At 34.3% G+C, this 24,623-nt stretch carries 20 protein-coding genes; 1 reads left to right on the top strand and 19 read right to left on the bottom strand.

The genetic code is table 11. From position 1 onward, the window contains the following. Positions 1–36: 36 nt before the first annotated feature. From recA to folD, 16 genes are all read right to left on the bottom strand, one after another. Positions 37–1,071, bottom strand: a complete 1,035-nt coding sequence (gene recA, locus SD1D_RS05510; protein WP_173803193.1) for a recombinase RecA — start codon at positions 1,069–1,071, stop codon at positions 37–39. Between the two features lie 257 nt (positions 1,072–1,328). Further along, positions 1,329–2,546 (bottom strand): threonine ammonia-lyase, encoded by a 1,218-nt coding sequence (ilvA, locus tag SD1D_RS05505; RefSeq protein WP_087758789.1) that lies wholly within the window; start codon positions 2,544–2,546, stop codon positions 1,329–1,331. Between the two features lie 13 nt (positions 2,547–2,559). Continuing rightward, on the bottom strand, positions 2,560–3,492 hold the full coding sequence (gene ftsY, locus SD1D_RS05500; protein ID WP_058258003.1) for a signal recognition particle-docking protein FtsY: 933 nt from the start codon (positions 3,490–3,492) through the stop codon (positions 2,560–2,562). Positions 3,493–3,515: 23 nt separating this feature from the next. Continuing rightward, entirely contained in the window at positions 3,516–7,076 is a 3,561-nt protein-coding gene (smc, locus tag SD1D_RS05495) for a chromosome segregation protein SMC (RefSeq protein ID WP_058258002.1), read from the bottom strand. Positions 7,077–7,108: 32 nt separating this feature from the next. After that, positions 7,109–7,816 carry a ribonuclease III gene (gene rnc, locus SD1D_RS05490; RefSeq protein WP_058258001.1) on the bottom strand — a complete coding sequence of 236 codons (708 nt, stop codon included), beginning with the start codon at positions 7,814–7,816 and terminating at the stop codon, positions 7,109–7,111. A 149-nt stretch (positions 7,817–7,965) separates the two neighbouring features. Next, on the bottom strand, positions 7,966–8,196 hold the full coding sequence (gene acpP, locus SD1D_RS05485; RefSeq protein ID WP_058259208.1) for an acyl carrier protein: 231 nt from the start codon (positions 8,194–8,196) through the stop codon (positions 7,966–7,968). Positions 8,197–8,198: 2 nt separating this feature from the next. Continuing rightward, positions 8,199–9,230, bottom strand: coding sequence for a phosphate acyltransferase PlsX (gene plsX / locus SD1D_RS05480; protein ID WP_058258000.1), 1,032 nt, complete (start codon positions 9,228–9,230; stop codon positions 8,199–8,201). Between the two features lie 184 nt (positions 9,231–9,414). Beyond that, entirely contained in the window at positions 9,415–10,194 is a 780-nt protein-coding gene (locus SD1D_RS05475; protein ID WP_058257999.1) for a CheR family methyltransferase, read from the bottom strand. Positions 10,195–10,232: 38 nt separating this feature from the next. Further along, positions 10,233–12,185 carry a bifunctional 4-hydroxy-3-methylbut-2-enyl diphosphate reductase/30S ribosomal protein S1 gene (locus SD1D_RS05470; RefSeq protein ID WP_058257998.1) on the bottom strand — a complete coding sequence of 651 codons (1,953 nt, stop codon included), beginning with the start codon at positions 12,183–12,185 and terminating at the stop codon, positions 10,233–10,235. Between the two features lie 25 nt (positions 12,186–12,210). Continuing rightward, a complete protein-coding gene (cmk, locus tag SD1D_RS05465; RefSeq protein ID WP_058257997.1) occupies positions 12,211–12,882 on the bottom strand; it encodes a (d)CMP kinase in 672 nt (223 codons plus the stop codon). A 53-nt stretch (positions 12,883–12,935) separates the two neighbouring features. After that, complete coding sequence (locus SD1D_RS05460) at positions 12,936–14,165, bottom strand: BaiN/RdsA family NAD(P)/FAD-dependent oxidoreductase (RefSeq protein ID WP_058257996.1); 1,230 nt, start codon at positions 14,163–14,165, stop codon at positions 12,936–12,938. A 131-nt stretch (positions 14,166–14,296) separates the two neighbouring features. After that, positions 14,297–14,962, bottom strand: coding sequence for a hypothetical protein (locus tag SD1D_RS05455; protein WP_058257995.1), 666 nt, complete (start codon positions 14,960–14,962; stop codon positions 14,297–14,299). A 103-nt stretch (positions 14,963–15,065) separates the two neighbouring features. Beyond that, positions 15,066–16,346, bottom strand: coding sequence for a competence/damage-inducible protein A (locus SD1D_RS05450; RefSeq protein ID WP_058257994.1), 1,281 nt, complete (start codon positions 16,344–16,346; stop codon positions 15,066–15,068). Between the two features lie 32 nt (positions 16,347–16,378). Next, positions 16,379–16,924, bottom strand: a complete 546-nt coding sequence (gene pgsA, locus SD1D_RS05445) for a CDP-diacylglycerol--glycerol-3-phosphate 3-phosphatidyltransferase (protein ID WP_058257993.1) — start codon at positions 16,922–16,924, stop codon at positions 16,379–16,381. Further along, complete coding sequence (gene rimO / locus SD1D_RS05440; RefSeq protein WP_058257992.1) at positions 16,908–18,263, bottom strand: 30S ribosomal protein S12 methylthiotransferase RimO; 1,356 nt, start codon at positions 18,261–18,263, stop codon at positions 16,908–16,910. Before rimO ends, pgsA begins: the two co-directional genes overlap by 17 nt. Before the next feature lie 92 nt (positions 18,264–18,355). Beyond that, a complete protein-coding gene (gene folD / locus SD1D_RS05435) occupies positions 18,356–19,186 on the bottom strand; it encodes a bifunctional methylenetetrahydrofolate dehydrogenase/methenyltetrahydrofolate cyclohydrolase FolD (protein WP_058257991.1) in 831 nt (276 codons plus the stop codon). A gap of 244 nt (positions 19,187–19,430) precedes the next feature. On the opposite strand from folD, the gene SD1D_RS05430 reads away from it, so the two are divergent. Then, positions 19,431–20,147: a hypothetical protein gene (locus tag SD1D_RS05430; RefSeq protein WP_058257990.1), complete on the top strand. Its 717-nt coding sequence runs from the start codon at positions 19,431–19,433 to the stop codon at positions 20,145–20,147. 69 nt (positions 20,148–20,216) lie between these two features. Here SD1D_RS05430 and SD1D_RS05425 read toward each other — a convergent pair whose 3' ends face one another. The 3 genes from SD1D_RS05425 to SD1D_RS05415 all read right to left on the bottom strand — a co-directional run bounded on the left by SD1D_RS05425 (position 20,217) and on the right by SD1D_RS05415 (position 24,404). Then, positions 20,217–22,508, bottom strand: coding sequence for a hydratase (locus SD1D_RS05425; protein ID WP_058257989.1), 2,292 nt, complete (start codon positions 22,506–22,508; stop codon positions 20,217–20,219). 47 nt (positions 22,509–22,555) lie between these two features. Further along, positions 22,556–23,080, bottom strand: a complete 525-nt coding sequence (locus SD1D_RS05420; protein WP_058257988.1) for a hypothetical protein — start codon at positions 23,078–23,080, stop codon at positions 22,556–22,558. A gap of 301 nt (positions 23,081–23,381) precedes the next feature. Beyond that, the gene (locus SD1D_RS05415; protein ID WP_058257987.1) at positions 23,382–24,404 is read right to left on the bottom strand and encodes a sugar kinase; all 1,023 of its coding nucleotides are present in this window, start codon (positions 24,402–24,404) and stop codon (positions 23,382–23,384) included. Positions 24,405–24,623 lie beyond the last annotated feature (219 nt).

Below are 24,623 nucleotides of genomic sequence, written 5' to 3'. Positions count from 1 at the left end.
GGCATTCTACCTCTTTTAAATGGACAGCTTAAAATTTTATTTTTCTGTTTCTATTCCTTCAACATACTTTATAGCTGATTTTATGCCGAAACTTTCTCTTACTTGTTCATAAATTTCTTCAAAAATCTCTGGGTTTTCTGCAAGGAATTGCTTTGCATTCTCCCTGCCTTGTCCTATTTTGGCTTCCTTATAGGAATACCAGGCACCGCTTTTGTTAACAATACCAACTTCAGCTGCCAAATCCAGAACATCTCCTTCCTTGGAGATACCTTTACCGAACATAATATCAAACTCCGCTTCTTTAAACGGTGGAGCTATTTTGTTTTTAACAACTTTAATACGGGTACGGCTACCGATAACTTCTCCCCCTTGTTTTAGAGATTCAATTCTCCGTACATCAAGACGAACCGATGCGTAGAATTTCAGGGCTCGTCCACCGGTTGTTGTCTCTGGATTACCGAACATAACACCAAGCTTTTCACGGAGCTGGTTAATAAAAATCACTATACAGTTAGACTTGCTAATTACAGCAGTAAGCTTTCTTAAGGCCTGAGACATTAATCTTGCCTGTAGCCCCATATGGGAATCGCCCATATCACCATCGATTTCCGCCTTAGGAACTAGGGCGGCTACAGAGTCAACAATAATAATATCAACTGCACCGGAACGAACCATGGTCTCAGTAATTTCTAAGGCCTGTTCTCCGTTGTCCGGTTGGGAAATATATAAATTATCAATATCAACACCAATATTCTTAGCGTAGACAGGATCTAGGGCATGCTCAGCATCGATAAATCCGGCTATTCCTCCAAGCTTTTGTACTTCCGCTACCATATGTAATGCAACAGTGGTCTTACCGGAGGATTCAGGTCCATAGATTTCTATAATTCTTCCCTTGGGAACACCACCTAGTCCTAAAGCTATATCAAGACTGATGGAACCGGTAGGTACTGTTTCAATATTCATATTAGTTCTGGTTTCCCCCAGCTTCATAACGGAACCCTTACCGTACTGTTTTTCGATTTGGGCTAGTGCCGATTCTAAAGCCCTTATTCTATCATCTTTTGCCATATTAATATCCACACCTTTCTTTATAGCCTGCATTCTTGGGCTATATACGCAACCCGAACGAATGTTCTAATATTATATTAACTCATAATATCAGCCATGTCAACTGTTTTTGGGATCTCAGGAAGAAATCACGAAAAGTAGAAGCTTTACAGATTAATATAGAATATAAAGATATATGTATTATATCAATTCTATATTAATGTGTAAATAACTTCCACCCTGTAAAAGTATCTAAAAATAAAATATTTTATTATGAATTAATCATAAATCTTATTTGGATGACATACCTTTGGGTCATATCCGGCTTTAGTCAGTGCTTCAACTATCTGGTCTTTATGTTCATGGCCAAAGGTTTCCATTGTAATTGTAAGTTCTACGGCACTGTTTCGATTAATGCTGACAAACTGATTATGGTCTAGGCGAATAACGTTACCTTGTTCTTTTGCTATGATTGCAGCCACATTCAAGAGCTCACCGGGACGGTCAGGAAGCAGAACTGATACGGTAAATACCCTACCCCTTTGAATTAAACCATGTTGGACTACTGAGGATACGGTGATTATATCCATATTTCCGCCGCTTAAAATAGCCGCTATTTTTTTGTTTTTGCATTTTAAATGTTTAAGGGCCGCTACAGTTAGTAAACCTGAATTTTCTACAACCATTTTATGATTTTCAATCATATCAAGGAAGTTAACGATAAGTTCACAGTCGTCAACCGTAATAATATCATCTACATATTTTTGTATATAAGGGAAAATAATATCGCCGGGGGTTTTTACTGCGGTACCATCGGCAATAGTATCCACATTATTAATTGTAACCACATGACCTGCCTTTAAGGATTCTTTCATACAGGCTGCATTGGCCGGTTCTACTCCGATAACTTTGATATTAGGATTTAATTGCTTGGCTAAGGTGGCCACTCCGGCCAGTAAACCGCCCCCTCCCACAGGGGCCAGAATAATATCTACAGTAGGCAGATCTTTAAAGATCTCCATTGCAATTGTACCTTGTCCGGTGGCTATATCTTCATCATTAAAAGGATGAATAAAAGAATAACCTTTTTCTTTGGCTAATTTATAAGCGTAATTACATGCATCATCATATACGTCCCCATGAAGTATTACCTCTGCACCATAACTTTTGGTTCGATTTACCTTTATTAAAGGTGTGGTGTTTGGCATAACAATTATAGCTTTGGCATTATATAATTTTGCTGCATAGGCAACACCTTGTGCATGGTTTCCGGCAGATGCCGTAATAAGACCTTTAGCCCTTTCCTCTTTTGATAGAGTACTGATTTTGTAATAGGCCCCCCTTACCTTATAAGCTCCTGTAAATTGCATGTTTTCAGGCTTTAGATAAACTTTATTTCCTGATATTTCGCTAAAGTAGTCACTATAGATTAGTTTTGTTCTAAGTATTACCTTTTTTACGGCTTCCGTAGCTTCTTCAAACTTCTCTAAGTTCATATAATCGTCTCCCCTATTGGTTTTTTTCAAATAAGGCATTGACAAAATCGGTTGCATTAAATTTCTGTAAATCATCGATTTGTTCGCCTATACCTATATATTTTACCGGTATATTTAGTTCAGATTGGATGGCAATGGCTATACCCCCCTTTGCCGTTCCATCTAGTTTTGTCAGTACAATACCGGATAAGTCAGCAACTTCATTAAATTCTTTGGCTTGGGCCAGGGCATTTTGACCGGTGGTACTATCAAGAACCACAAGAGTTTCCCGGTAAATATCCGGACATTCCCTGTCTATAATACGATTTATCTTTTTTAGTTCCTCCATAAGATTCTTTTTGTTATGGAGTCTTCCGGCAGTGTCACAAAGAAGTATGTCTGCATTTCTGGCTTTAAAAGCTGTGACGGCGTCATAAATTACAGCAGCGGGATCGGAGCCTTCTTTTTGAGATATAATCTCAACATTGGCACGATTTGCCCATTCGGTCAATTGTTCTATAGCTGCAGCCCTAAAGGTGTCGGCAGCAGCCACAATAACCTTTTTCCCCTGGGCCTTATATTGACCGGCCAGTTTACCAACTGTGGTGGTTTTGCCTACACCGTTTACTCCTATAACCAGAACAATTGATTTTCTGTTTTCAAATTCATAGTCAGTTTCTGCAACTGTCATCTGCTCTTTTATTGTGTTTATTAAAAGCTCTCTGCATTCTGAAGGATCTTTTATTTTATTTTCTTTAACCTTAGCTCTTAAGTCTTCAATAATTGCAGTAGTTGTTTTAACACCAAGATCAGCCATAATCAGGATTTCTTCTAATTCTTCATAGAAATCTTCATCTATGCTGGAAAAACCACTGAAAATAGCGTCAATACCTTGGACAATATTATTTCGTGTTTTAGTAAGACCTTTAACTAGTTTACCGAAAAATCCGGTTTTCTTCTCTCCCATAAAAACCTCCGTAATAAATCTTATTATTTATCTAGTTCATTTTCAATTAAGCTTACTGATACTAAGGTAGATACCCCTTTTTCCTGCATAGTTATACCATACAATATATCAGCAGCGGCCATTGTATTTCTTCTATGTGTAATTATAATAAACTGTGTGTCTTTTGACAATCTCTGTAAATAGTTTGCAAAACGTTTTACATTAGAATCATCTAAAGCCGCTTCAATTTCGTCCAGTAAACAAAAAGGTGAAGGCTTTAGATTTTGTATGGCAAATAAAAGACTTATGGCAGTAAGAGCCTTCTCACCACCGGATAGCTGCATCATATTTTGAAGTTTTTTTCCCGGGGGCTGGGCATTAATTCTTATACCGGCCTCTAAGACATTTTCATCATCTGTCAGTTCTAAATCAGCCTTTCCTCCCCCGAATAACTCTTTAAATACTATGTCAAATTGCTCTTTAATGTCTGCAAACTGCATTTCAAACTGCAATTTCATTTCCTTATCTAATTCACTAATAATTTGAAGGAGATCTTCTTCTGCTTGGATTAAATCTTCCCTCTGGCTTGTAAGGAACTTATGGCGTTCTGATAAATTTTTAAAATCCTCGATGGCATTAACATTAACATCTCCAAGTTCCCTAATCTTTCCTTTGATTTCTTGAATGGATTTTTTGGCAGCAGTTAAGCTAATATCCTTATTGCAGTTATATTCTAAAGATGTGGTATAAGTAAGGCCATATTCCTCCCACATATAATTCATTTGCTGGTCAAGCTGCTCTATAAGCTTTTCCTTTTGGCCGGTAAGCCTTATGCATTCCTTGTCTAAAGCGTGAATTCTAGAGGATAATTCGTCTCTTTTTTCAAAGATAGACTTATGATTTTTTGCTATATTATCTCTTTCTTTAGTCTGCTCATTAATGTTTTCATTTAGTTTGGAAAGAATATTGTTAGTTTCATTTATACTCTCCTGTGTCTTTTTTATACTTTCCTTTTTTTCCTGGACTAAATGATAAGCTTTTTCCATATCGGCCTTTATAGTGGCTTCCTCGTTATATAAGCGTTCAATTTCTTTTTTTACTCTTTTTATATTTTCCAATATAAACTGGCTATTTTGCTCAAGCTTAGATAATTCCATCCGATATGAAGAAGCTTTTTCAGCGGTTGCGGCTTCCTTTTCTTTTTCTATTAAAAGAAGCTTGTTTAACTCTTCTATCTTATGTTCATTTTCCGAATTCTTCAATAAATTATCAGAAAGAGATTTGTTTAGTTCCTCTAAGTTGCTTTTAAGTTCAAAAGCTTGCTTATTTATTTCTTCTAATTCTTTTACATAATCCTGATATATGGTTTCTGTCTCAGCCTTTTTTGTAAGAGCCTGGTCAAGATTTATTTTTGCAGTATTTTGCAGAAGATATTTTTCTTGAAGTTGTTCTTTTACTTCATCTAGCCTAACTAATAAGTTCTTATATTTATCATTTTCCTTTTCTTTTTCTAAAGTCAGCTCTTGGACCTGATTATATAGCTTTTTTACTAAGGATTCTAAAGCTTCAATTTCACGCCTTCTTCCCAGTAAATTGCTGACATTTTTATAAGCTCCACCTGAAATAGATCCTCCAGGAGTAAGAGATTCTCCTTCTAAGGTTACTATTCTTAAGGAATACTGATATTTTTTTGCTATAATGGTAGCATTGTCTATATTATCTACAACTACTATTCTACCAAGCAAATAGCCTATTAATGTATGATATTTACTATCAACTTCAACCAATTGGCTGGCAATACCTATAACACCCTTTTCCTTTAATACACTATGGTTATGTAAGGTTTTAGAATAAGTTATGTTTGTAAGGGGAAGGAAAGTTGCCCTTCCAAATCTGTTCTTCTTTAGATATGCAATCATATCCTTGGCTGTTTGTTCATCTTCTGTTACGATATTTTGTATACTTTGGCCTAAGGCTGTTTCGATTGCAGTTTCATATTCTTTTTTTGTTTTTATAATATCTGCAACTACACCTATAATGCCGGGATATGATTTTTTTTGCTCCATTACCCTTTTGATACTATGACCATAGCCCTCATATCGTTCAGCTAAGTTAATTAAAGATTCTAGTTTTGATTTTTCAACATGATAAGCTTCATGAAGTTTACTTGTTTTAAGTGTCAAATTATCAAGGGAAAGTCTTGTATCCTTAATGGATTTTTCCAAGGCTGTAATATCCTTGGTATACTGCAGAATTTCATCAGAAACATTTTCTAAATGCAGCTTACATTTACTAATCTCCTCTTCATAAATACCCTCTTCACTTTTAATTTTTAAAACTTTCTGATTAAGTGAAGCTTTTCGAAAGGAGTTTTGCTCTAGCATGGTTTGATATCTTTGAATATTACTTTTAATACCTGAATTTGCATCTAAATATTCAAAGATTGCATTGCCGCACTCCTCAATTTCCTTAGTATATTTAGCTATGTTTTCTCTGATATTTTCCAGTTCAAGCAAGACAGCACTAAGAGTATCGTCAATATTGGCTATCTGAATATCAAGGGTATTCTTTTTTTCAAAATACTCCTCTTCCTCGGTCTTTTTTATAATAATTTCCTGTTCATTGGAATGAATTCTTTCCTGATAATACTCATCATTTTGCAGAAGGGAATTAATCTGTTCATTTAATACTTTTATTTCACCCTCTGCTTTCTCCTTCTTAAGAAGATATTCATTGTAGGAGGCCTTATTTGCTACAATGCTGCCATCTAACTCTTCTAACTGTAATTCTAATCTTTGGTATTCATTTTTAATATTCTCATACTCTTTTTTTGCTTCTTCCAAATCCTCGGTGGCAATCTTTAACTTGTTTTCAACATCTTCCTTAGATTGATGGATTTTATCGTATTCTTTTAAGAACAAAGATACTTCTAGATTTTTTAATTCTTCTCTATAATTTAAGTAAATCTTTGCTGTTTCAGATTGCTTTTCTAAAGGAACTAACTGTCGTTCAATTTCTGTAATAATATCAGAAACTCTGGACAGATTTGCTCTTTCTTCCTCCAGATTTTTTTCTGCTTCATATTTTCTTCTTTTGAATTTTACGATACCTGCCGCCTCATCAAATAACTCTCTTCTATCTTCCGGTTTTCCGCTTAAAATTTTATCAATTTGTCCTTGTCCTATTATGGAATAACCTTCTTTTCCTATACCGGTATCCATAAATAGTTCCTGAACGTCTTTTAAGCGACAACTGCTACCGTTAATTAGATATTCACTTTCTCCTGAACGGTATACTCTTCTTGCAACAGTTACTTCTTTATAATCTATGGGAAGTTTATGATCTGAATTATCCATAGTTAAAGCTACATATGCATAGCCTAGGGGTTTTCTCATTTCAGTACCGGAAAATATGACGTCTTCCATTTTTGAACCCCTAAGCTGTTTTGCACTTTGTTCTCCCAGTACCCAGCGGACTGCATCGGCTATATTACTTTTTCCGCTACCGTTAGGTCCTACAATTGCAGTAATGCCACTATTAAAATCTAAAAGCATTTTATTTGCAAAGGATTTAAAGCCATGTACTTCTATACTTTTTAAATACATTTAAGTATCTCCCATCCGTATTTTAAATAAAATTACTTCTTTTGAAGCTTTTTAATTGCCTGCATGGCAGCTTCTTGTTCTGCTGCTTTTTTAGTTTTACCTATACCACAACCATATTGCTCATTGCCTACATATAAAGCAATAGTAAAGGATTTGTTATGATCAGGGCCTTCTTCTGATATAAGCTTATAACGGATTTTTTGCTTATTATTATCATTTTGAATGATTTCCTGTAAGATAGTCTTGCTATCGAAAAAGAGTTCCTTATGTTCTACATTGTTAAGGATAAATTTATGAACAAACTCTTTTGCATTAGTAAAACCACCGTCAAGGTAAATAGCACCGATTATAGCTTCTAGGGCATCCGATAAAATAGACTCCCTATGGCGTCCCCCTGAAAGTTCTTCTCCTTTACCAAGAAGTAAGAAATCACCTATATTCAAATCTTTTGCACAGGATGATAAGGATTGTTCACAAACTATACTGGCTCTAAGCTTTGTAAGATCTCCCTCCGGTAAATGATTATGACTTTTAAATACATACTCACTGGTGACAAGCTCCAGTACAGCATCTCCAAGAAACTCAAGCCGTTCATTATTGTTTTCTTTGTTCATCCTCATTTCATTGGCATAAGAACTGTGGGTTAAGGCTTGAAGAAGCAAGGCAGAATCATTAAAATGATAATCAATCTTTTTTTCCAATAAAGCAATGGAGGTTTTAGGTTTTCTAGCTTTACTCATGTTATTTCCTCCTTAATAAATTAATATATTATAACATAAAATAAAATCACCTAGTTATTGATTTATTCTATATGCTTAATATAAAAGCCCATTAAATAAGGCGAACCTTATTCATAGGGCTTTTACCTAGTACTCATAATCATCAAAATTTAGTTTATTGCGTTCTTAATTTGTTCTACGGCATCCCCAACAGTTACAATGTTTTCAGCATCTTCATTTGCTATTTCAATATCAAATTCCTCTTCAATGCCCATTATAATTTGGAATAAGTCTAGGGAATCAGCTCCAAGATCATCCACAAAGGTGGTATCCATAGTTATTTCATCAGTATCGACATTCAATACTTCACTAATTATTTTTTGTAGTTTTTCAAATTCCATAATCATTCACCCTTCTTTATATTATTTTCATAATCTTTTAAATTATCTTCGATTTTTTCATTAATTTTATTCTCGCTAAAAGCCACACATTGCAGAATAGAGTTTCTAATCTCATTGCTTTTAGAGTTGCCATGGGTTTTAACAACTAAGCCTTTTAAACCTAATAATGGAGCACCTCCATACTGGGAATAATCAAATGCTTTTAAAGTATTTTTTAAGGCTGATTTGCTTAAAAGAGCACCTATCTTACTCTTGGTAGTACTCATAAGCCCTTCTTTTATCTTATCTATAAGAGCAGATCCCAGTCCTTCATAAAGCTTAAGTATTACATTTCCTACGAAGGCCTCGCAGACAATAACATCAGCAGCACCATATGGAATATCTCTTGCCTCAATGCTACCAATAAAATTAATATCGGTAGAATTTTTTAGTAAAGGAAATGTTTCTTTAACCAAGTTATTTCCCTTTTCTTCTTCTGCTCCGATATTTACTATTGCTACTCTAGGATTTTTTACTCCAACAACATTTTCCATATATATGGAACCCATTTTTGCAAACTGCACTAAATGACTGGGTCTTGCATCTACATTGGCACCACAGTCTATCAGTAATGAGGCACCGGCTATGGTAGGTATAATAGGGGCAAGGGGTGGCCTTTCCACACCTTTAATTCTACCTATAATCAGTTGTCCCCCTGCTAAGACTGCTCCTGTACTGCCGGCAGAAACAAAAGCATCGGCTTCCCCATTTTTTACGAGATTTAATGCAACAACGATTGAGGAATTCTTTTTACGGCGGATTGCCATGACGGGAGACTCATTATTCGTTATATTTTCCTCGGCATTAATAATAACTATACGCTCTTTATCATATTCATATCCGCCAAGTTCATTTCGAATGACCGCTTCTTTTCCTACTAAAATTACTTTGATATTCCTTTTTTCTTGTACTGCCAGTACAGCACCTTTTATTATTTCCTTGGGAGCGTTATCGCCTCCCATAGCGTCAACGGCAATGGTAATCGTTTTTTGCATACTAAAACTCCTATCTGCATTAACAATGCTTTTACTGATATTAGCCAAGAAAATGCCTTAATAAATACTTTCTTGGCTAATCTATAAATCAATATACTCGATATCATATTAAAAATCAACCATTAATTATTATTAAAATAAGCTATAATTCTAAAAAAGTTCCCGATGATTCGGGAACTTTTTGTTACACTTTTGTATAAAAGAAAGATTTAAGACTTTGGAAACCAAGTTTATTAGCATTAAGCATCTGCTCCGTACTGCCTACAAATAATATACCATTGTCTTTTAAGGCATTATGAAAATTATTATAAATACGATTCTTTGCTTCATCGGTAAAGTAAATCAAAACATTGCGGCATACAATAAGGTTACATTCGGCCGGATAGGGATCTTTTAATAAATCATGTTGCATAAATTCTACACAGGATTTAATTTCATCAGATATTTTATAAGTCTTACTATCAATCTGTGTAAAATAACGCTTAACAAACTCAGGCGGAAGTCTTTTCATATCTTTATAATCGTATACCCCAATTTTTGCTTTTTCAAGTACCAGCCGGTCAATGTCTGTGGCCAATATTTTGATCTTATTTAAAGGTAAAAACTTGGCCAAAAGCATCACAAGAGAATATGGTTCATCTCCTGTAGAGCAAGCTGCACTCCATATTTTTAACTGTTTTCCGAAATTGTTAAAAAGATATGGAAGTACATCTTTTTCTAAAACCAACCATTGATCCGGATTTCTATAAAATTCAGATACGTTAATGGTTATATAATTGATAAATTCATTGTAATAAGTCTTATCGGTTTTTAAGATGTTTACATAATCCTTATAAGAACTTATTCCGTGTTTTACTATTAAGGCATCTATCCGCCGTTTCATTTGTCTTTCTTTATAAGAATTTAAATCTATTTTTGTTAATTGATAAATAAATTCTTTAAATGCTTCGTAGCTACCCAACACATCGGTATCTCCTTATCATTTGCATTATAATATGTTAATTAAGCTTCTGTGGTTGAAGCATCATTGGATTCAGATTCTTGCTCCTTGTCTTGCTCTTGATTAGCATTCTCTGCTACTTCTAAAGCCTTTACACTTAGACTAATTTTTTTATCTTCCTTATTAAATTCTACAACCTTAGCAGTTATTTCTTCTCCGATTGAAAGAACATCAGAAGGTTTTTCAACATGCTCCTTTGAAATCTGGGATACATGTAATAGTGCATCAATACCGGGTTCTAGTTCAACAAAGGCGCCAAAATCAGTCATACGAGCAACTACACCGCTTACAACATTGCCGGTTGCATATTTTTCTTCCGCTGTAAGCCAAGGATTCTGATCCTCGAATTTTAAGCTTAATGCAATTTTCTCACCTTGAATATCCTTAACAAAGGCCTTAACAGTGTCTCCCACTTTGAAAAGCTTTTTAGGATTGTCTACACGGCCCCAAGACATTTCTGAAATATGAAGAAGACCGTCTGCTCCGCCCAGATCAATAAAGGCACCAAAATCGGTAATGTTTTTCACAGTACCTTCTATAGTCATTCCAACCTGGATTTTTTCGAACAGTTCTTTCTTCATCTCTTCTTTCTTAGCTACAATTAACTGCTTGCGGTCACCTATAACTCTTCTCTTTCTTGGATTGAATTCTGTTATTACAAACTCAATCTCCTGGCCTGCATATTTGGATAAATCTTTTTCATAGGTATCAGAAATTAAGCTGGCTGGTATAAATACTCTGGCTTCGTCTATAATAACACTTAAGCCGCCTTTTAAAACTGCGGCAACTTTAGCGGTAAGAACTTCTTTGTTATTGTAAGCCTCTTCTAATCTCTTATTACCTTTTTCAGCTGCTAGGCGTTTGTAAGTTAAAGCAACTTGTCCTTCACCATCATTTACTTTTAGAACCTTTGCTTCCATCTTATCGCCCGGTTTAACAACAGTGGTTAAATCTAAATTAGGTGTATTGGTGTACTCATTTCTAGTTATTATGCCTTCTGACTTGTAGCCTATATTTAAGATAATCTCATCTTCTTTAACACCTAAGACTATTCCTTCCACAACGTCACCGTTGTTAATTTCTACTACGTTTTCTTCCTCTAATAATTGTTCAAAACTCTTTTCTGACATAACGGTAAGAACCTCCTTGATAATATTATGTGGGGTTGATGCCCCTGCTGTAATACCTACATTCCGAAAAGATTTAAACGAATTTAAATCCAAGTCATCAAGTTTCTGTATATAGTAAGTATTTTCACATTCTTTTTTACAAATCTCATAAAGCTTTCTTGTATTTGAGCTTTGTTTACCACCTATAACAATCATAGCTTCGGATTTTTTTGCAAGTTCATAAGCTTCCTGTTGCCGAGACTGCGTCGCATTACAGATGGTATTTAAAACAAATATATCATAACCTTTTTTTGATATAATTTCAACTAAATCTTGAAATCTATTGTAATTATATGTCGTCTGGGCTACAATGCATATTTTTACATCTAAAGGCAAATTAAAATTCATTGCCCCTTCTATATCTTCAACTACAGTATAATTATTATTGCACCATCCCATTATACCCTGTACTTCAGGATGTCCCGGATTTCCGACTATAATAATATGACGTTCATCTTGTTTATTTACAATATTGTGTATCTTTTTTACAAAAGGACATGTTGCATCCTTTATATTATGGCCGTAGGAGGAAATCTCATCATAGACTTTTCTTGAAATGCCGTGAGAACGTATAATTATTGTTCCCTTGGGTAAGTCTTTTAATTCTTCAAGAGTTTCTATTACTTTTACTCCTTTTTTCCTAAGGTCTTCTACTACTTCATCATTATGAATAATCGGACCGTAGGTATAAATCGGAAGTCCATTGCTGATTTCCTTATATACAAGATCAACTGCCCGCTGTACACCAAAGCAAAACCCAGCACTATCGGCAACTTTTATCTTCAAATTTCTAACTCCTTAATTTTCAAAATTATTTAACTGATTTTTCATAATATTTTATAATAGAATCAGCCACTTCGTCAATTGTCATATTTGAGGAATCTATTACTATGGCATCTTCTGCCTGTTTTAAAGGAGCAAATTCTCTGTTCATATCCCGGTTATCCCGGTCAATAATATCTTTTTCAATATTATCTATATCGGCAGATATTCCCTTATTAATAAGCTCAAGATATCTTCTTTTTGCTCTTTCCTTGCTGCTGGCAGTAAGATATATCTTTAAATTGGCATTGGGTAGTACATAAGTTCCGATATCTCTGCCATCCATTACTACATTTGACTTTTCGGCTAGGCTACGCTGAAGCTCAACAAGCTTTAATCGTACTTTTGAATATACTGAGCATGCGCTGGCCATATTGCCTACTTCTTCAGTCCGAATTAGGCCGGTGACATTTTCCCCGTTTAATATAATCTGTTGTTCACCATCCATATATTCTATAGATATATCCACTAAATTACAGGCTTCTTCAATCTTATCCTTGTCATCTGCCATAATATTATTTCTGATAAAATATAAGGCCATGGCTCTATACATTGCTCCTGTGTCAACATAGATAAAGCTTAACTTCTTAGCAATTATTTTTGCTATGGTACTTTTTCCTGCTCCGGCAGGTCCATCAATTGCTATACTGAAATACTTCATATTTCCTCCAAAATATATAGATTTTTATTAAGTATTTTTAATTAATAATTTTATTAAATACTGATACCGGCCAAATAACCGGTAGACCATGCTATCTGAAGATTAAATCCCCCGGTCAAGGCATCAAGGTCAAGGACTTCACCGACAAAATACAAATTCTTAATAAGTTTTGATTCCATGGTGGATGGATTGATTTCCTTAACATTAACTCCGCCCTTTGTTATTACTGCCTGGCTATAAGATCCAAGTTTGATAATCTTAAGGGTGAAATTCTTAAGAAGTCTCACTAAGCTTAGGCGTTCTTCTTTTGTAATAGAATTAACCTGTTTATCCGGACATATATGACTTAGACGAATAATAACATCTATTAGTTTATTTGGCAATAGGTGGAATAATGAATTCTTAAATTGTTTATTCTTAGACTTTTCAAAATCCCTTAGTATCCTATCATCAAGCTGTTCTTTGCTAAGGGCCGGTTTAAGATCTATGGATAAAGTGATTTCATCTGAAGTTAAATAAGGGATTATAAAACGACTGGCACTTAAGATGACCGGACCGCTGACTCCAAAATGTGTAAATAACATCTCTCCAAAATCTTTATAAATATCCTTTTGTCCGGCCTTAACTGTAATTGCTATATTTTTAAGGGAAAGCCCCATAAGGTCTTTGATAAAGGGTTCGGCCACATATAGGGGAACCAAGGAGGGATATAAATCGGTAATAGAATGTCCTGCCATTTGTGCAAAATCATAACCGTCTCCAGTTGAACCGGTCAAAGGATATGAAAGCCCTCCTGTAGCAACAATAACCGCATCACCATAATATTCTTTATCAGAATTTTTCAGCTTAAGGCCATAAAAGCTTTTTTCTTTAAAAAGTACTTGACTAACTTCACTATTATATCTTAGGTCAACTCCTAAACGCTCTAACTCATTTCTTAAAGCAGCAATTACATCTGAGGACTTGTCCGATTGAGGAAAAACTCTATTTCCTCTTTCAATTTTAGTTCTTAACCCCAATTCTTCAAAAAAACTGATAAGATCATAGGTACTTAACTGATGAAAAGCCCGATACAAAAATTTGGAATTAGAAATAACATTCTCAAAAAAAGTATCCCTATCACAGGCATTGGTTAGATTACATCTTCCCTTTCCGGTAATATAGAGTTTTTTACCCAGCTTTTCATTCTTTTCAAATAAAGTTACCTTATGACCCTTTCTTGCAGCTGCAATGGCTGCTATCATACCTGAGGCGCCGCCTCCTATTACATATACATTTGCCATATTTGTTACCACCTATTTTTAATTATATAGAATAACATAAATTTAGGTAATTGTCGAATACGTTTTTTAGTATCGCAATTACCTAAGGTAAGTTTATTATTATTTATTATTAAGCCTATTATACAATATGCCTACTTACTATCCTCAAAATAAACTTCATCTATTTCCAATTCAATGTGGCCGCTCATATACGGACCGCCCTCTACTCGGTATATAACCTTATGATAATCGTCTAAATTATCTGTAATACTTTGGGCTATAGCATTAAGTATCGCTTCTTCAAAGCCTGCTCCCACATTAGTTAAAGGGGCCTGATCAGCATAAAAGCTGACTATTACGGTATCATCCTGTGTTGTTACATTCTCAACCCCAATTAATAAGGATTGGTCAGCCATGGAATCAACCACTGTATCCACTACTAACTTGGGTGTTAGTTCTTGATTGGCAGGTACTAAAGCTGTAACAGCCTCAAGTTCCGAAGAACTATTTACCGTATAAATTAATAATTCAACATTTTCAACCGGCTGAACGATATTAGCTGTTGAACCATTATCATTTGTCTCATCTGAAGAATTAGATGTATCCTCCGGATTAGAAACTAAAGACTCTGCATCTTCTAAATCTTCTTCATTATCTTGATTATCTTGATTTTCTTGATTTTCTTCATTACTTTCTACATTTTTTTCGGGAACATTTTCTTCTTTAAATGTTTTTAGTCTGACACTATTACATCCTGTAAATAAAAATATACATGATAATACCAGTATCAATACTAAGTTTTTATTGTAATATTTCATAAGTACCTCCTTACTTGAAACAACAATAATAAACTATCAATTGATACAATAATATCCTATAACTGTGTCATTTCTATGTTATAAGTTTAAAAAATATATTATATTAGACATATATTTCTAATATACTTCTACGAACTAAATCTAATGCAGCCACTACGCTTTGTTCCCTAATCTTGGCTCTGTTGCCTTTAAAATTACATCTCTTTACAAAGGTTTTGCCTTTTATGGAACAGGAAATATAAACCAGCCCTACGGGTTTTTCCTTAGTACCCCCATCGGGACCTGCTATGCCGGTTACCGCAACTGCCACATCACAGCCGGTGGTTTTTATAAGACCTAAAGCCATTTCCTTAGCTGTCTCTTCACTTACCGCCCCGTAAGTATTTAATGTATCCGGATTTACATTAAGATATTTTATTTTCGCTTGGTTAGAATAGGTAATAAAGCCTTCCGTAAATACTTGGGAAGCACCGGCAACATTTACTATTCTTCCGGATAATAAACCTCCGGTACATGATTCGGCAGTAGCCAGTGTAAGTTTATAGTTGATAAGAAGGTCTATAACAGCTTTTTCTAAAGTAATATCTTCCCTGGTTGTATAAATATTATTACCAAAACGTGCTTTAAGCTCTTTAATAATGGGCTTAATTAAAGCTTCTGCCTCTTCTTCTTTGTCTGCTCCGGCAGTGATTCTAAAATGTACTTCCCCGCTTTTTGCATAAGGTGCAATGGTAGGATTAGTCTGGCTTTTAATTAAATCCATAATCATGGTTTCCGCCTTACTTTCACCAATGCCACAAATTTTTACCATTTTCGAAAGAAATACTTTATCTTGAAGTTTTTTTAAATATGGTAAGATATGATTTTCAAACATGGGAATCATTTCGCCGGGAGGTCCGGGTAAGAGAATAAATATTTTATTCTTATCTTCCACTATATATCCGGGAGCTGTTCCGTTATCATTATCTATTACAATAGAATCTCTTATCTTTAAAGCCTGCTTCCAATTGTTCTCTGTTATTAATTCTAAGCCCTTAGGAAGTACTTTATTGGTATCATAGGCATATAACTGCTTGTAGTAGGATAAAATTCTTTCCTTGGAATGTTCGTCCATAACAAGTTCTCTACCAACTACCTTGGCCAAGGTTTCCTTGGTAATATCATCGCTTGTAGGTCCAAGTCCCCCGGTTAGTATTATTATATCTGATCTATCTTGGGCCGTTTTTATTACATCGCTTAATCTTACTTCATTATCACCGACAGTTATCTGGTGATATAAGGTAAAACCTAGTTTTGCACATTGTATTGACAGATAAGTGGCATTAGTATTAATAATATTGCCTAAAAGAAGCTCTGTACCGATACTGATTAATTCTACAGTCATAAAATTGGCCTTCTTTCATTAAAATAAACTTCTTATATATTATTGTCATTTAGTATCAGCTTACGATTTTTTATCAAATAATCCATCATAGATATTAAAGTTAATGCCAAGGCTAAATATACGGCTACTATTTCTAGAATATTTATAAAGGTATAATCCAAATCAATTGTAAGCATTACACTCATAATTATCTGAACATTGGTTTTTATTTTTCCCCACCATCCGGCAGCCAATACCACCCCCTGATCAGAGGCAATTAGTCTAAAACCGCTTATAATAAATTCTCTTGCAATTATAATAATTGCAATCCAGCTAGGTATCAGGTTAAATTCCACAAAACATATAAGGGCAGAACAGACAAGAAGCTTATCAGCCAATGGATCCATAAACCTTCCGAAATTAGTTATCAGGTTATTTTTTCTGGCTATATAACCGTCTAAGGCATCGGTAATTGCAGCTAAAGTAAATATAGCTCCGGCTATATATCTGCCATAGCTTATATTGGGATTTAACATAAAGATCAGATATAAGGGTATCATTAGTACTCGGACGGTTGTTATTTTATTGGGCAAATTCATTTTTTGCACTTCCTTTCACAAGCTCTCCAACCAAATCATAATTGTTTGCACCGGTAACCTTAACTTGTACTATATCACCGGACATAAGTTCTTCCTCGGAGTTTATGAAAATATAACCATCCACCTGGGGGGCATCCATATATGTTCTTCCTACATATACATGTTCCTTGTCTACTATTCTTCCTTCAATAATTACATCAAGGATACGACCTATATTATTTGAACAGGCGTCAAACACAATGGATTGCTGAAGTTCCATTAACTGCTTTTGCCTCTTTTTCTTTACACTGGCCTTTATCTGAGGTTTTAGTAAAGCAGCCGGAGTATCCTCCTCCTTAGAGTAAGTAAATACTCCCAGACGGTCAAATTTAAGTTCTTTAACAAAGTCCATTAATTCTTCATGATCCTCATCTGTTTCCGTGGGAAATCCTGTAATTAAAGTGGTTCTAAGTACTATATCAGGTATTTCATCTCTTAGTTTTTTAACGATTCCCACCAAATCTGCTTTTGAAGTCTTTCTTCCCATTAGTTTTAATATTCTGTCTGAGCAATGCTGAATGGGAATATCAAGATACTTGCAGATTTTTGCTTCATTGCTAATTACTTCTATTAGTTCATCAGTGATTTCTTCAGGATAACAATAAAGTAATCTTATCCATTCAATGCCTTCAATATCACAAAGCTTCTTTAGTAAGGTGGGTAGAGTTTTCTCCCCATATATATCTACACCATAAAGAGTTGTTTCCTGAGCTACCAGTATTAATTCCTTAATTCCTAAGGAGGCTAAATATGATGCTTCCTCTAGGAGTTCTTCCATGGGTCTGCTTCTATAATTACCTCTTACCTTAGGAATAACACAATAAGTACAATGTTTGTTACATCCTTCAGCAATTTTTAGGTATGAATAATGGGATCCTGCAGATAACATTCTTTTTGACTTAGGTCTAGGTAACTGTTTTAGATCGGAAAAGTATGTAGCTTTCTTTCCTTCTAAAACTTCTTCAAGCACCGGTATAATATCAGTAAAGGCTGTAGTTCCAAGAAGTGCATCTACTTCAGGAATCTCTTTTAAAATTTCATCCTTATATCTTTCGGCCATACATCCTGTCACAATTAATGCTTTTAACTTGCCTGTTTTTTTATATTCAGCCATTTCAAGAATATTTTGGATGCTTTCTTCTTTGGCATCATTAATAAAGCAACAGGTATTAATAATAATAATATCTGCATTGGTTTCATCATCGGTAATCCTATACCCATGATCATTTAAAATTCCCAGCATGTTTTCGCTGTCTACTAAATTTTTGTCACAACCTAATGAAATAAAAAATACGTCCATAATTTCTCCATCTAATTTTAATATTATTTAGTAATTTAATTATATATCTCTATACATTTTATCAGTTTCATGAATCTAATACAAGTTACAACTTAAGCAATTCCTGATTCAACACAATTATGCATTAACATTGCTATAGTCATAGGGCCTACACCGCCAGGAACAGGTGTGATAGCGCTTACCTTTTCTATAACATCATCAAAATCCACATCTCCGCATAATTTATTATCCTCATTTCTATGAATGCCTACATCTATTACTACGGCCCCTTCCTTTACATACTCTTTTGTTATAAATTTAGGTTTTCCAATGGCCACAATCAAAATATCAGCCCTTTTGGTTATTTCTTTTAAGTCTTTTGTTCTGGAATGACATACTGTAACAGTTGCATTTTCCCTCAACATTAGCATAGCTATAGGTTTTCCTACAATATTACTTCTGCCTACTACTACGCATTCTTTTCCTTCAATAGGTATATTATAGCGCTTTAATAGTTGGACAATACCTGCAGGAGTACAGGATACAAAACCTTTTTGTCCTATACTTAATCTTCCCACATTTTCAGGATGAAAGCCGTCAACATCCTTATGGGGAGCTATTGTCTGTATAATTTTATCTTCATTGATATGCTTAGGTAATGGAAGCTGAACCAAGATGCCGTTAACATTAGGCTGATTGTTTAATTCTTCCACTAAACCTATAAGTTCTTCTTCGGTGGTTTCATTGGGCAGTTCATAGGATAATGATTTAATACCTATATATTCACAAGCTTTTTTCTTATTATTAACATAAATAGTTGAGGCAGGATCTGATCCAACCTGTATTACACATAGAGTAATATCTTTATTTAAACTTGCCACCTTCTCCTTTAACTCATCTTTAATTTCAGTGGATATTTTTTTACCATCAATTATTATTGCCATAGTATCTCTCCTATCTCTATAATTTAACTTTATATAATTCTATTATATCCCAAAAGATATCACAAGAGATATTACATTATAATTTAAAAGTTTTTATAACTTAAATAGATATAAAAATCGATATAAATAATCATAATTTACAATAATACCACAAAAATGTAATTATAAACTTGTATTTTACGTCAATATTAGTTAAAATTGCTTTGTAAGTTTAAATAATAATATTATATTTTAAGGAGTTATTATGTGGCGAAATGGAAAACGTTCAGTATTTTTAATATTATTATGCTTTATAGGAGTTGGCTGTTTAACATTCATTTTAGGAGAATCATATCCGGCTTCCTTAGCAGACGGTGTAATGAAGTTAGTCAGTAAAGGCGATAAAGAAGAGGCTACCGATATGAATATAGATACTACCCCGTCGCCGGATCCCACAGCAACACCGACAATCTCTCCGACACCGACACCGCTGCCGGTTTATGAAATGGAAAAGGGAGGAAATGCGGACATTGAGTCTTTCTTTCAAAATTATTATTTTGCCAAGTCCGATTGTGATCATAGTCAATTAAAAAACATGCACACTGACCCCGAAAATGCACAGACCTTACTAGATTTACGAAACGAAACCCGATTTTTAGATGATATTATTAATATTACCTGCTATATTATAAAAAGCTATGAGGAAGGTGCATACATTGTATATGCTTATCATGAGATGAAATATATTAATATTGAGACTCCCTATCCTCAGTTGGACAAGTTCTATCTCATTACTGATAAAGACAATAATCTAAAAATATATAATTCTGATATGAGCAAAATCCTTCAAAACTATTATAATGAAAGAGATAAGGATGAAGAAGTTAACCAGTTAATTACTAATACTAAAAAGAAGACAAAGAAAGCCATAGAAAAAGATGAAAATCTTAAAGCCTATATTGAAGCTTTAAATAAAAACTAAATACTTAAAATCATTAAAGAGCTGCTTTATGATAAGCAGCTCTTAATTATTAGTTTTATTCTACAAGGCTTATTCCTCATCTTTATAATAATTTATAAGACAGCCTTTTAAAATGATTTTTCTCTCGTCATCGGTAAGTTTAGGCATTTGCATGGTGAATTCTTTCATATCTTTATTAACCACATAAGCCTTAATTTCAGATCTGTTATTTTCTATTGCTTCTTTAATATCTTTGATAAAAATATAGTCCCCGTTCTCAAAAGGAAGATCACCATCGTATAAAAAGGGTAACATGCCCCAATTTATAAGATTGGAACGATAACGTTTAGTAGCATATTCCTTAGCTATATTTGCCAGTCCCCCAAGTACTTTTTGACAACTGGCAGCCTGTTCTCTTGCTGAGCCGTCACCGGGTTTTACGGCATAAATTGTACTTCCTATTTGGGTATTATATCTGTCTATGGTAAATTTCTTTTCAATAGCCTCATAGACTTTAAGTAAGCTTGGATAAGCCTCTAATATATCCTCTCCTGCAATTCTGGCTTTTTCAGCTTTTTGAATTTCTTTTGCTCTCCCTACATAGGCAGGATCCTTTCTGGACAAGGTATATTCAGCCAAGGCTAGAGGATTTGAACGATATGAAGATGTTTCACCGGAGGGAATTAATTCATCAGTTGTAGTTACCGGATCATGGATAACAGAAACAACCTTTAAAACCAAGTCATTGGTTAATTTAGACATCTTAGGCCAATCTACTATGTTAGGACCTAGTTTTACTTCTATAGAAGGATCCGGATTTTTTGATCCGTCAAATACTCTGTTTTCATATATTCTACGGTCGTAGAAATAATGGGGCTTGCCGAAATTAACATCAATATCCTCAGCTGATGTCAAATATCCTTGGTTAGCAGCTGTAGCAGCAATAGATCTGGCATCCATTAAGGCCACTGAGGCAATTTGACCATTAGTTATTTTTGATCCCTCCCTATTAGGGAAGTTTCTGGTAGTATGGCGTATACTAAGGCCATTATTGGCAGGAGTATCCCCTGCTCCAAAACAAGGTCCGCAAAATGCACTTCTGATAGTAGCTCCAGCTGCTGTAAGCTTAGCTATAGCACCATTTTTAACAAGTTCCATAAAGATAGGCTGGCTTGCTGGGTAGACACTTAAGGAAAATTCATCAGCACCGATATACTTATTATCAAGTATATCTGCCGCATCACAGATATTTTCAAAGCTTCCCCCTGCACAACCTGCAATTGTTCCCTGGTCAACATATAATTTTCCGTTTTTAATTTTATCCTTTAAGGTATACTGTATATTGTTATTATCTAAGCTGATTAGGGCATTTTTTTCTACTTCATCTAAAATATCATAAAGATTAGCATTCAACTCATCTATGGTATATGCATTACTGGGGTGGAAAGGCATGGCAATCATGGGTTTGATTTGTGATAAGTCTACGAATACCATTCCATCATAGTAGGCAATATCTTCTGGCTTAATATATTTAAAGGCTGAGGGCCTATTATGTATCTCATAATATTCTTTAACAGCATTGTCTGTTTCCCATATAGAGGATAAACAGGTGGTTTCTGTTGTCATAACATCAATGCCTATTCTGTAATCCATACTAAGATTTTTAATTCCGTCCCCGACAAATTCCATAACCTTATTATTAACATAACCGTTTTTAAATACGGCTTTTATTATGGCTAAGGCTATATCTTGGGGTCCTACACCTTTTCTTGGACTTCCGGTTAAATAAACAGCGATTACCCCGGGCATAGGAATGTCATAGGTTCTTTCCAATAACTGTTTAACCAGTTCCGGTCCACCCTCTCCCATAGCCATGGTTCCTAAGGCACCGTAACGGGTGTGGCTGTCGGAACCTAATATCATACTGCCGCATTCAGTCATAATTTCACGGGCATATTGATGAATTACTGCTTGATGGGCAGGAACATATATTCCACCATACTTCTTGGCACAAGACAGTCCATACATATGGTCATCTTCATTGATTGTTCCACCAACGGCACATAGACTATTATGGCAATTGGTTAATACATATGGAATAGGGAATTTCTCAAGTCCGCTGGCTCTTGCAGTCTGAAGAATTCCAACATAGGTTATATCATGAGAAATAAGTTTATCAAATTTTAACCTTAAATTATCCATATTATCTGAGGTATTATGACTTTTTAATATACTATAGGCCATAGTACCTTTTTTTGCTTCTTCCTTACTTATATTATCAATACCGGTTTTTTCTTTAACGGCTAAATGGACATCCATCGTATCTTCGATAATTTCTCTTCCATTAACCAGATATACACCTTTATCATAAAGTTTAATCATCTTTCTATCTCCTTGCTATCTTTATAATAAGGGATTAATCCCATACATTATTCTTCTACATATCCTTCTTCTAGATTAACAATATGCTCTTCATTACAACTAATATTTGGTGAAGGCAATATTCCTCCGGAAGCTTTTATTTTTAATAGTACCTTCTCATCTTCCGTATCTGTGAAGCTAATTGTAATTTTTCCCTTAAATTCATCATTAAAATATCCTGCATCTACAAAAAGTTCATCATATCCTTCGAACTTAAATATAACTTCAAGATTAGCTTCACGATATGATAAGTCTAATTTTTCTAAATCCAATTTAAGCTTATCTCCATCTGTAAGATCTTCAAATAGCATAGTTTCGGTAAATTGACCTTCCATATCAACAAAGTAAGCCTTTACATATTCTAGTTTTCTGCTGGATTTGTTATGTACTGTTATATAACCTGATGAGCTCTCAAGTAAAATCAACATAATTGATAGTAGTGCTATAACCCCAGCTAAAGCATATATAAGGATTTTTGTTTTTTTATTCATGGGTTCTTTTTTCTGATCCTTTTTTACTTTCACTTTTTTCATGTCATAGACCTCCGTAATTTAAATGTAAACAATAATTATCATACTTGTATTAGATCGAAATATCAAGTAATTTTTACATATTATTCAGGTTTAAACATATAAATAGAAATTGTATTATGAAAAATAAGCCAATAAACCTAAAATTAGGATAATTGGCTTATTTATATTAATAAGTTAAAACTAATAATTATAAAATATTATTGATTAAGATACATTATCTAAGATAATTTTATCTAAGATAAGTTATTTATCTAAGATAAGTTATTTATCTAAGATAAGTTATTTATCTAAGATAAGTTATTTATCTTTGAACTCTTCCGGAAGCATCTCCGCCTACTAATGTTTCTACTTCTGCCCTGCTTACCATATTAAAGTCTCCGGGGATGGTATGTTTTAAGGCTGAGGCTGCAACTGCATATTCTAAAGCATCCTTCATGGATTTGCCGTCTAATAGTCCACAGATTAATCCGGCTGCAAAAGAATCTCCTCCGCCCACACGATCTACAATTCTAATATTATATTTTTTAGAATGATAGAATTCATTGCCGTCATAGATGCAAGCTGACCAACCGTTGTCGGAAGCAGAATAACTTTCCCTAAGGGAACTTACCACATATTTGAAATTAAACTTGTTAATCATTTGTTTAAATATATCCTGATAACCGGCAAGTTCAAGATCTCCGCTGGTAACATCGGTATTACCCGGTTTAAAGCCAAGAACTTTTTCTGCATCTTCTTCATTACCTATGCATACATCTACATATTGCATTAAATTGGTCATGATACGTTGAGCTTTTTCTGTTGACCATAATTTTTTTCTATAGTTAAGATCCACAGATACGGTAACATTATTTCTCTTGGCTGCCTTTAAGGCTTCCTCTGTTAATACAGCTGCTTTATCACTGATAGCAGGAGTTATTCCTGTAAAATGGAACCAATCTGCTCCTTCAAAAATCTTATCAAAATCAAAGTCTGAAGGATCAGCTTCTGCTATTGCTGAATTTGCCCTGTCATAAACTACGGTGGAAGCTCTCATGGAAGCACCGGTTTCTAGAAAATAAATACCTAGCCTATCTCCACCTTTTACTATATGATCGCAATTGACATTAAACTTTCTAAGAGCTGCAATTGCACTTTCTCCGATAGGATTATTGGGAACTTTAGTTACGAAATAAGCATCATGTCCATAATTGGCTAAGGATACGGCTACATTTGCTTCTCCGCCTCCATAACATACATCAAAACTGTCTGCTTGAATAAATCTCTGAAATCCGGGAGTTGAAAGACGAAGCATAATTTCTCCCATAGTAATAACTTTAGCCATAAAATCTCTCCTTATCTTGTCTATACATATTTAGCAACTTAAAGTATAAAACTAAAAAAATATTAAGTCAACTATTCTAATCAAATATTAATATTAATATGACATTATTTACGCAATCTAATACATTAATAGATAAAAATTGCCCATAAATCTTTGATAGCTTGACTTTTACTATATGACGAATATATAATTTAGTGTAGTCCAAAAATAATAACATAT

The sequence above is a fragment of the Herbinix luporum genome (assembly GCF_900070325.1).
Classification (GTDB): Bacteria; Bacillota; Clostridia; order Lachnospirales; family Lachnospiraceae; genus Mobilitalea; species Mobilitalea luporum.
The sequence above is the reverse complement of the archived record's forward strand: the minus strand, read 5'-3'. Positions and strand labels throughout refer to the sequence as shown.

Excerpts from the sequence above, each read along its gene's own strand:
- recA (WP_173803193.1), bottom strand. The coding sequence starts at position 1,071 with ATGGCAAAAGATGATAGAATAAGGGCTTTAGAATCGGCACTAGCCCAA.
- ilvA (WP_087758789.1), bottom strand. The coding sequence starts at position 2,546 with ATGAACTTAGAGAAGTTTGAAGAAGCTACGGAAGCCGTAAAAAAGGTA.
- ftsY (WP_058258003.1), bottom strand. The coding sequence starts at position 3,492 with ATGGGAGAGAAGAAAACCGGATTTTTCGGTAAACTAGTTAAAGGTCTT.
- smc (WP_058258002.1), bottom strand. The coding sequence starts at position 7,076 with ATGTATTTAAAAAGTATAGAAGTACATGGCTTTAAATCCTTTGCAAAT.
- rnc (WP_058258001.1), bottom strand. The coding sequence starts at position 7,816 with ATGAGTAAAGCTAGAAAACCTAAAACCTCCATTGCTTTATTGGAAAAA.
- acpP (WP_058259208.1), bottom strand. The coding sequence starts at position 8,196 with ATGGAATTTGAAAAACTACAAAAAATAATTAGTGAAGTATTGAATGTC.
- plsX (WP_058258000.1), bottom strand. The coding sequence starts at position 9,230 with ATGCAAAAAACGATTACCATTGCCGTTGACGCTATGGGAGGCGATAAC.
- cmk (WP_058257997.1), bottom strand. The coding sequence starts at position 12,882 with ATGAAGTATTTCAGTATAGCAATTGATGGACCTGCCGGAGCAGGAAAA.
- SD1D_RS05460 (WP_058257996.1), bottom strand. The coding sequence starts at position 14,165 with ATGGCAAATGTATATGTAATAGGAGGCGGCGCCTCAGGTATGATAGCA.
- SD1D_RS05455 (WP_058257995.1), bottom strand. The coding sequence starts at position 14,962 with ATGAAATATTACAATAAAAACTTAGTATTGATACTGGTATTATCATGT.
- SD1D_RS05450 (WP_058257994.1), bottom strand. The coding sequence starts at position 16,346 with ATGACTGTAGAATTAATCAGTATCGGTACAGAGCTTCTTTTAGGCAAT.
- pgsA (WP_058257993.1), bottom strand. The coding sequence starts at position 16,924 with ATGAATTTGCCCAATAAAATAACAACCGTCCGAGTACTAATGATACCC.
- rimO (WP_058257992.1), bottom strand. The coding sequence starts at position 18,263 with ATGGACGTATTTTTTATTTCATTAGGTTGTGACAAAAATTTAGTAGAC.
- folD (WP_058257991.1), bottom strand. The coding sequence starts at position 19,186 with ATGGCAATAATAATTGATGGTAAAAAAATATCCACTGAAATTAAAGAT.
- SD1D_RS05430 (WP_058257990.1), top strand. The coding sequence starts at position 19,431 with ATGTGGCGAAATGGAAAACGTTCAGTATTTTTAATATTATTATGCTTT.
- SD1D_RS05425 (WP_058257989.1), bottom strand. The coding sequence starts at position 22,508 with ATGATTAAACTTTATGATAAAGGTGTATATCTGGTTAATGGAAGAGAA.
- SD1D_RS05420 (WP_058257988.1), bottom strand. The coding sequence starts at position 23,080 with ATGAAAAAAGTGAAAGTAAAAAAGGATCAGAAAAAAGAACCCATGAAT.
- SD1D_RS05415 (WP_058257987.1), bottom strand. The coding sequence starts at position 24,404 with ATGGCTAAAGTTATTACTATGGGAGAAATTATGCTTCGTCTTTCAACT.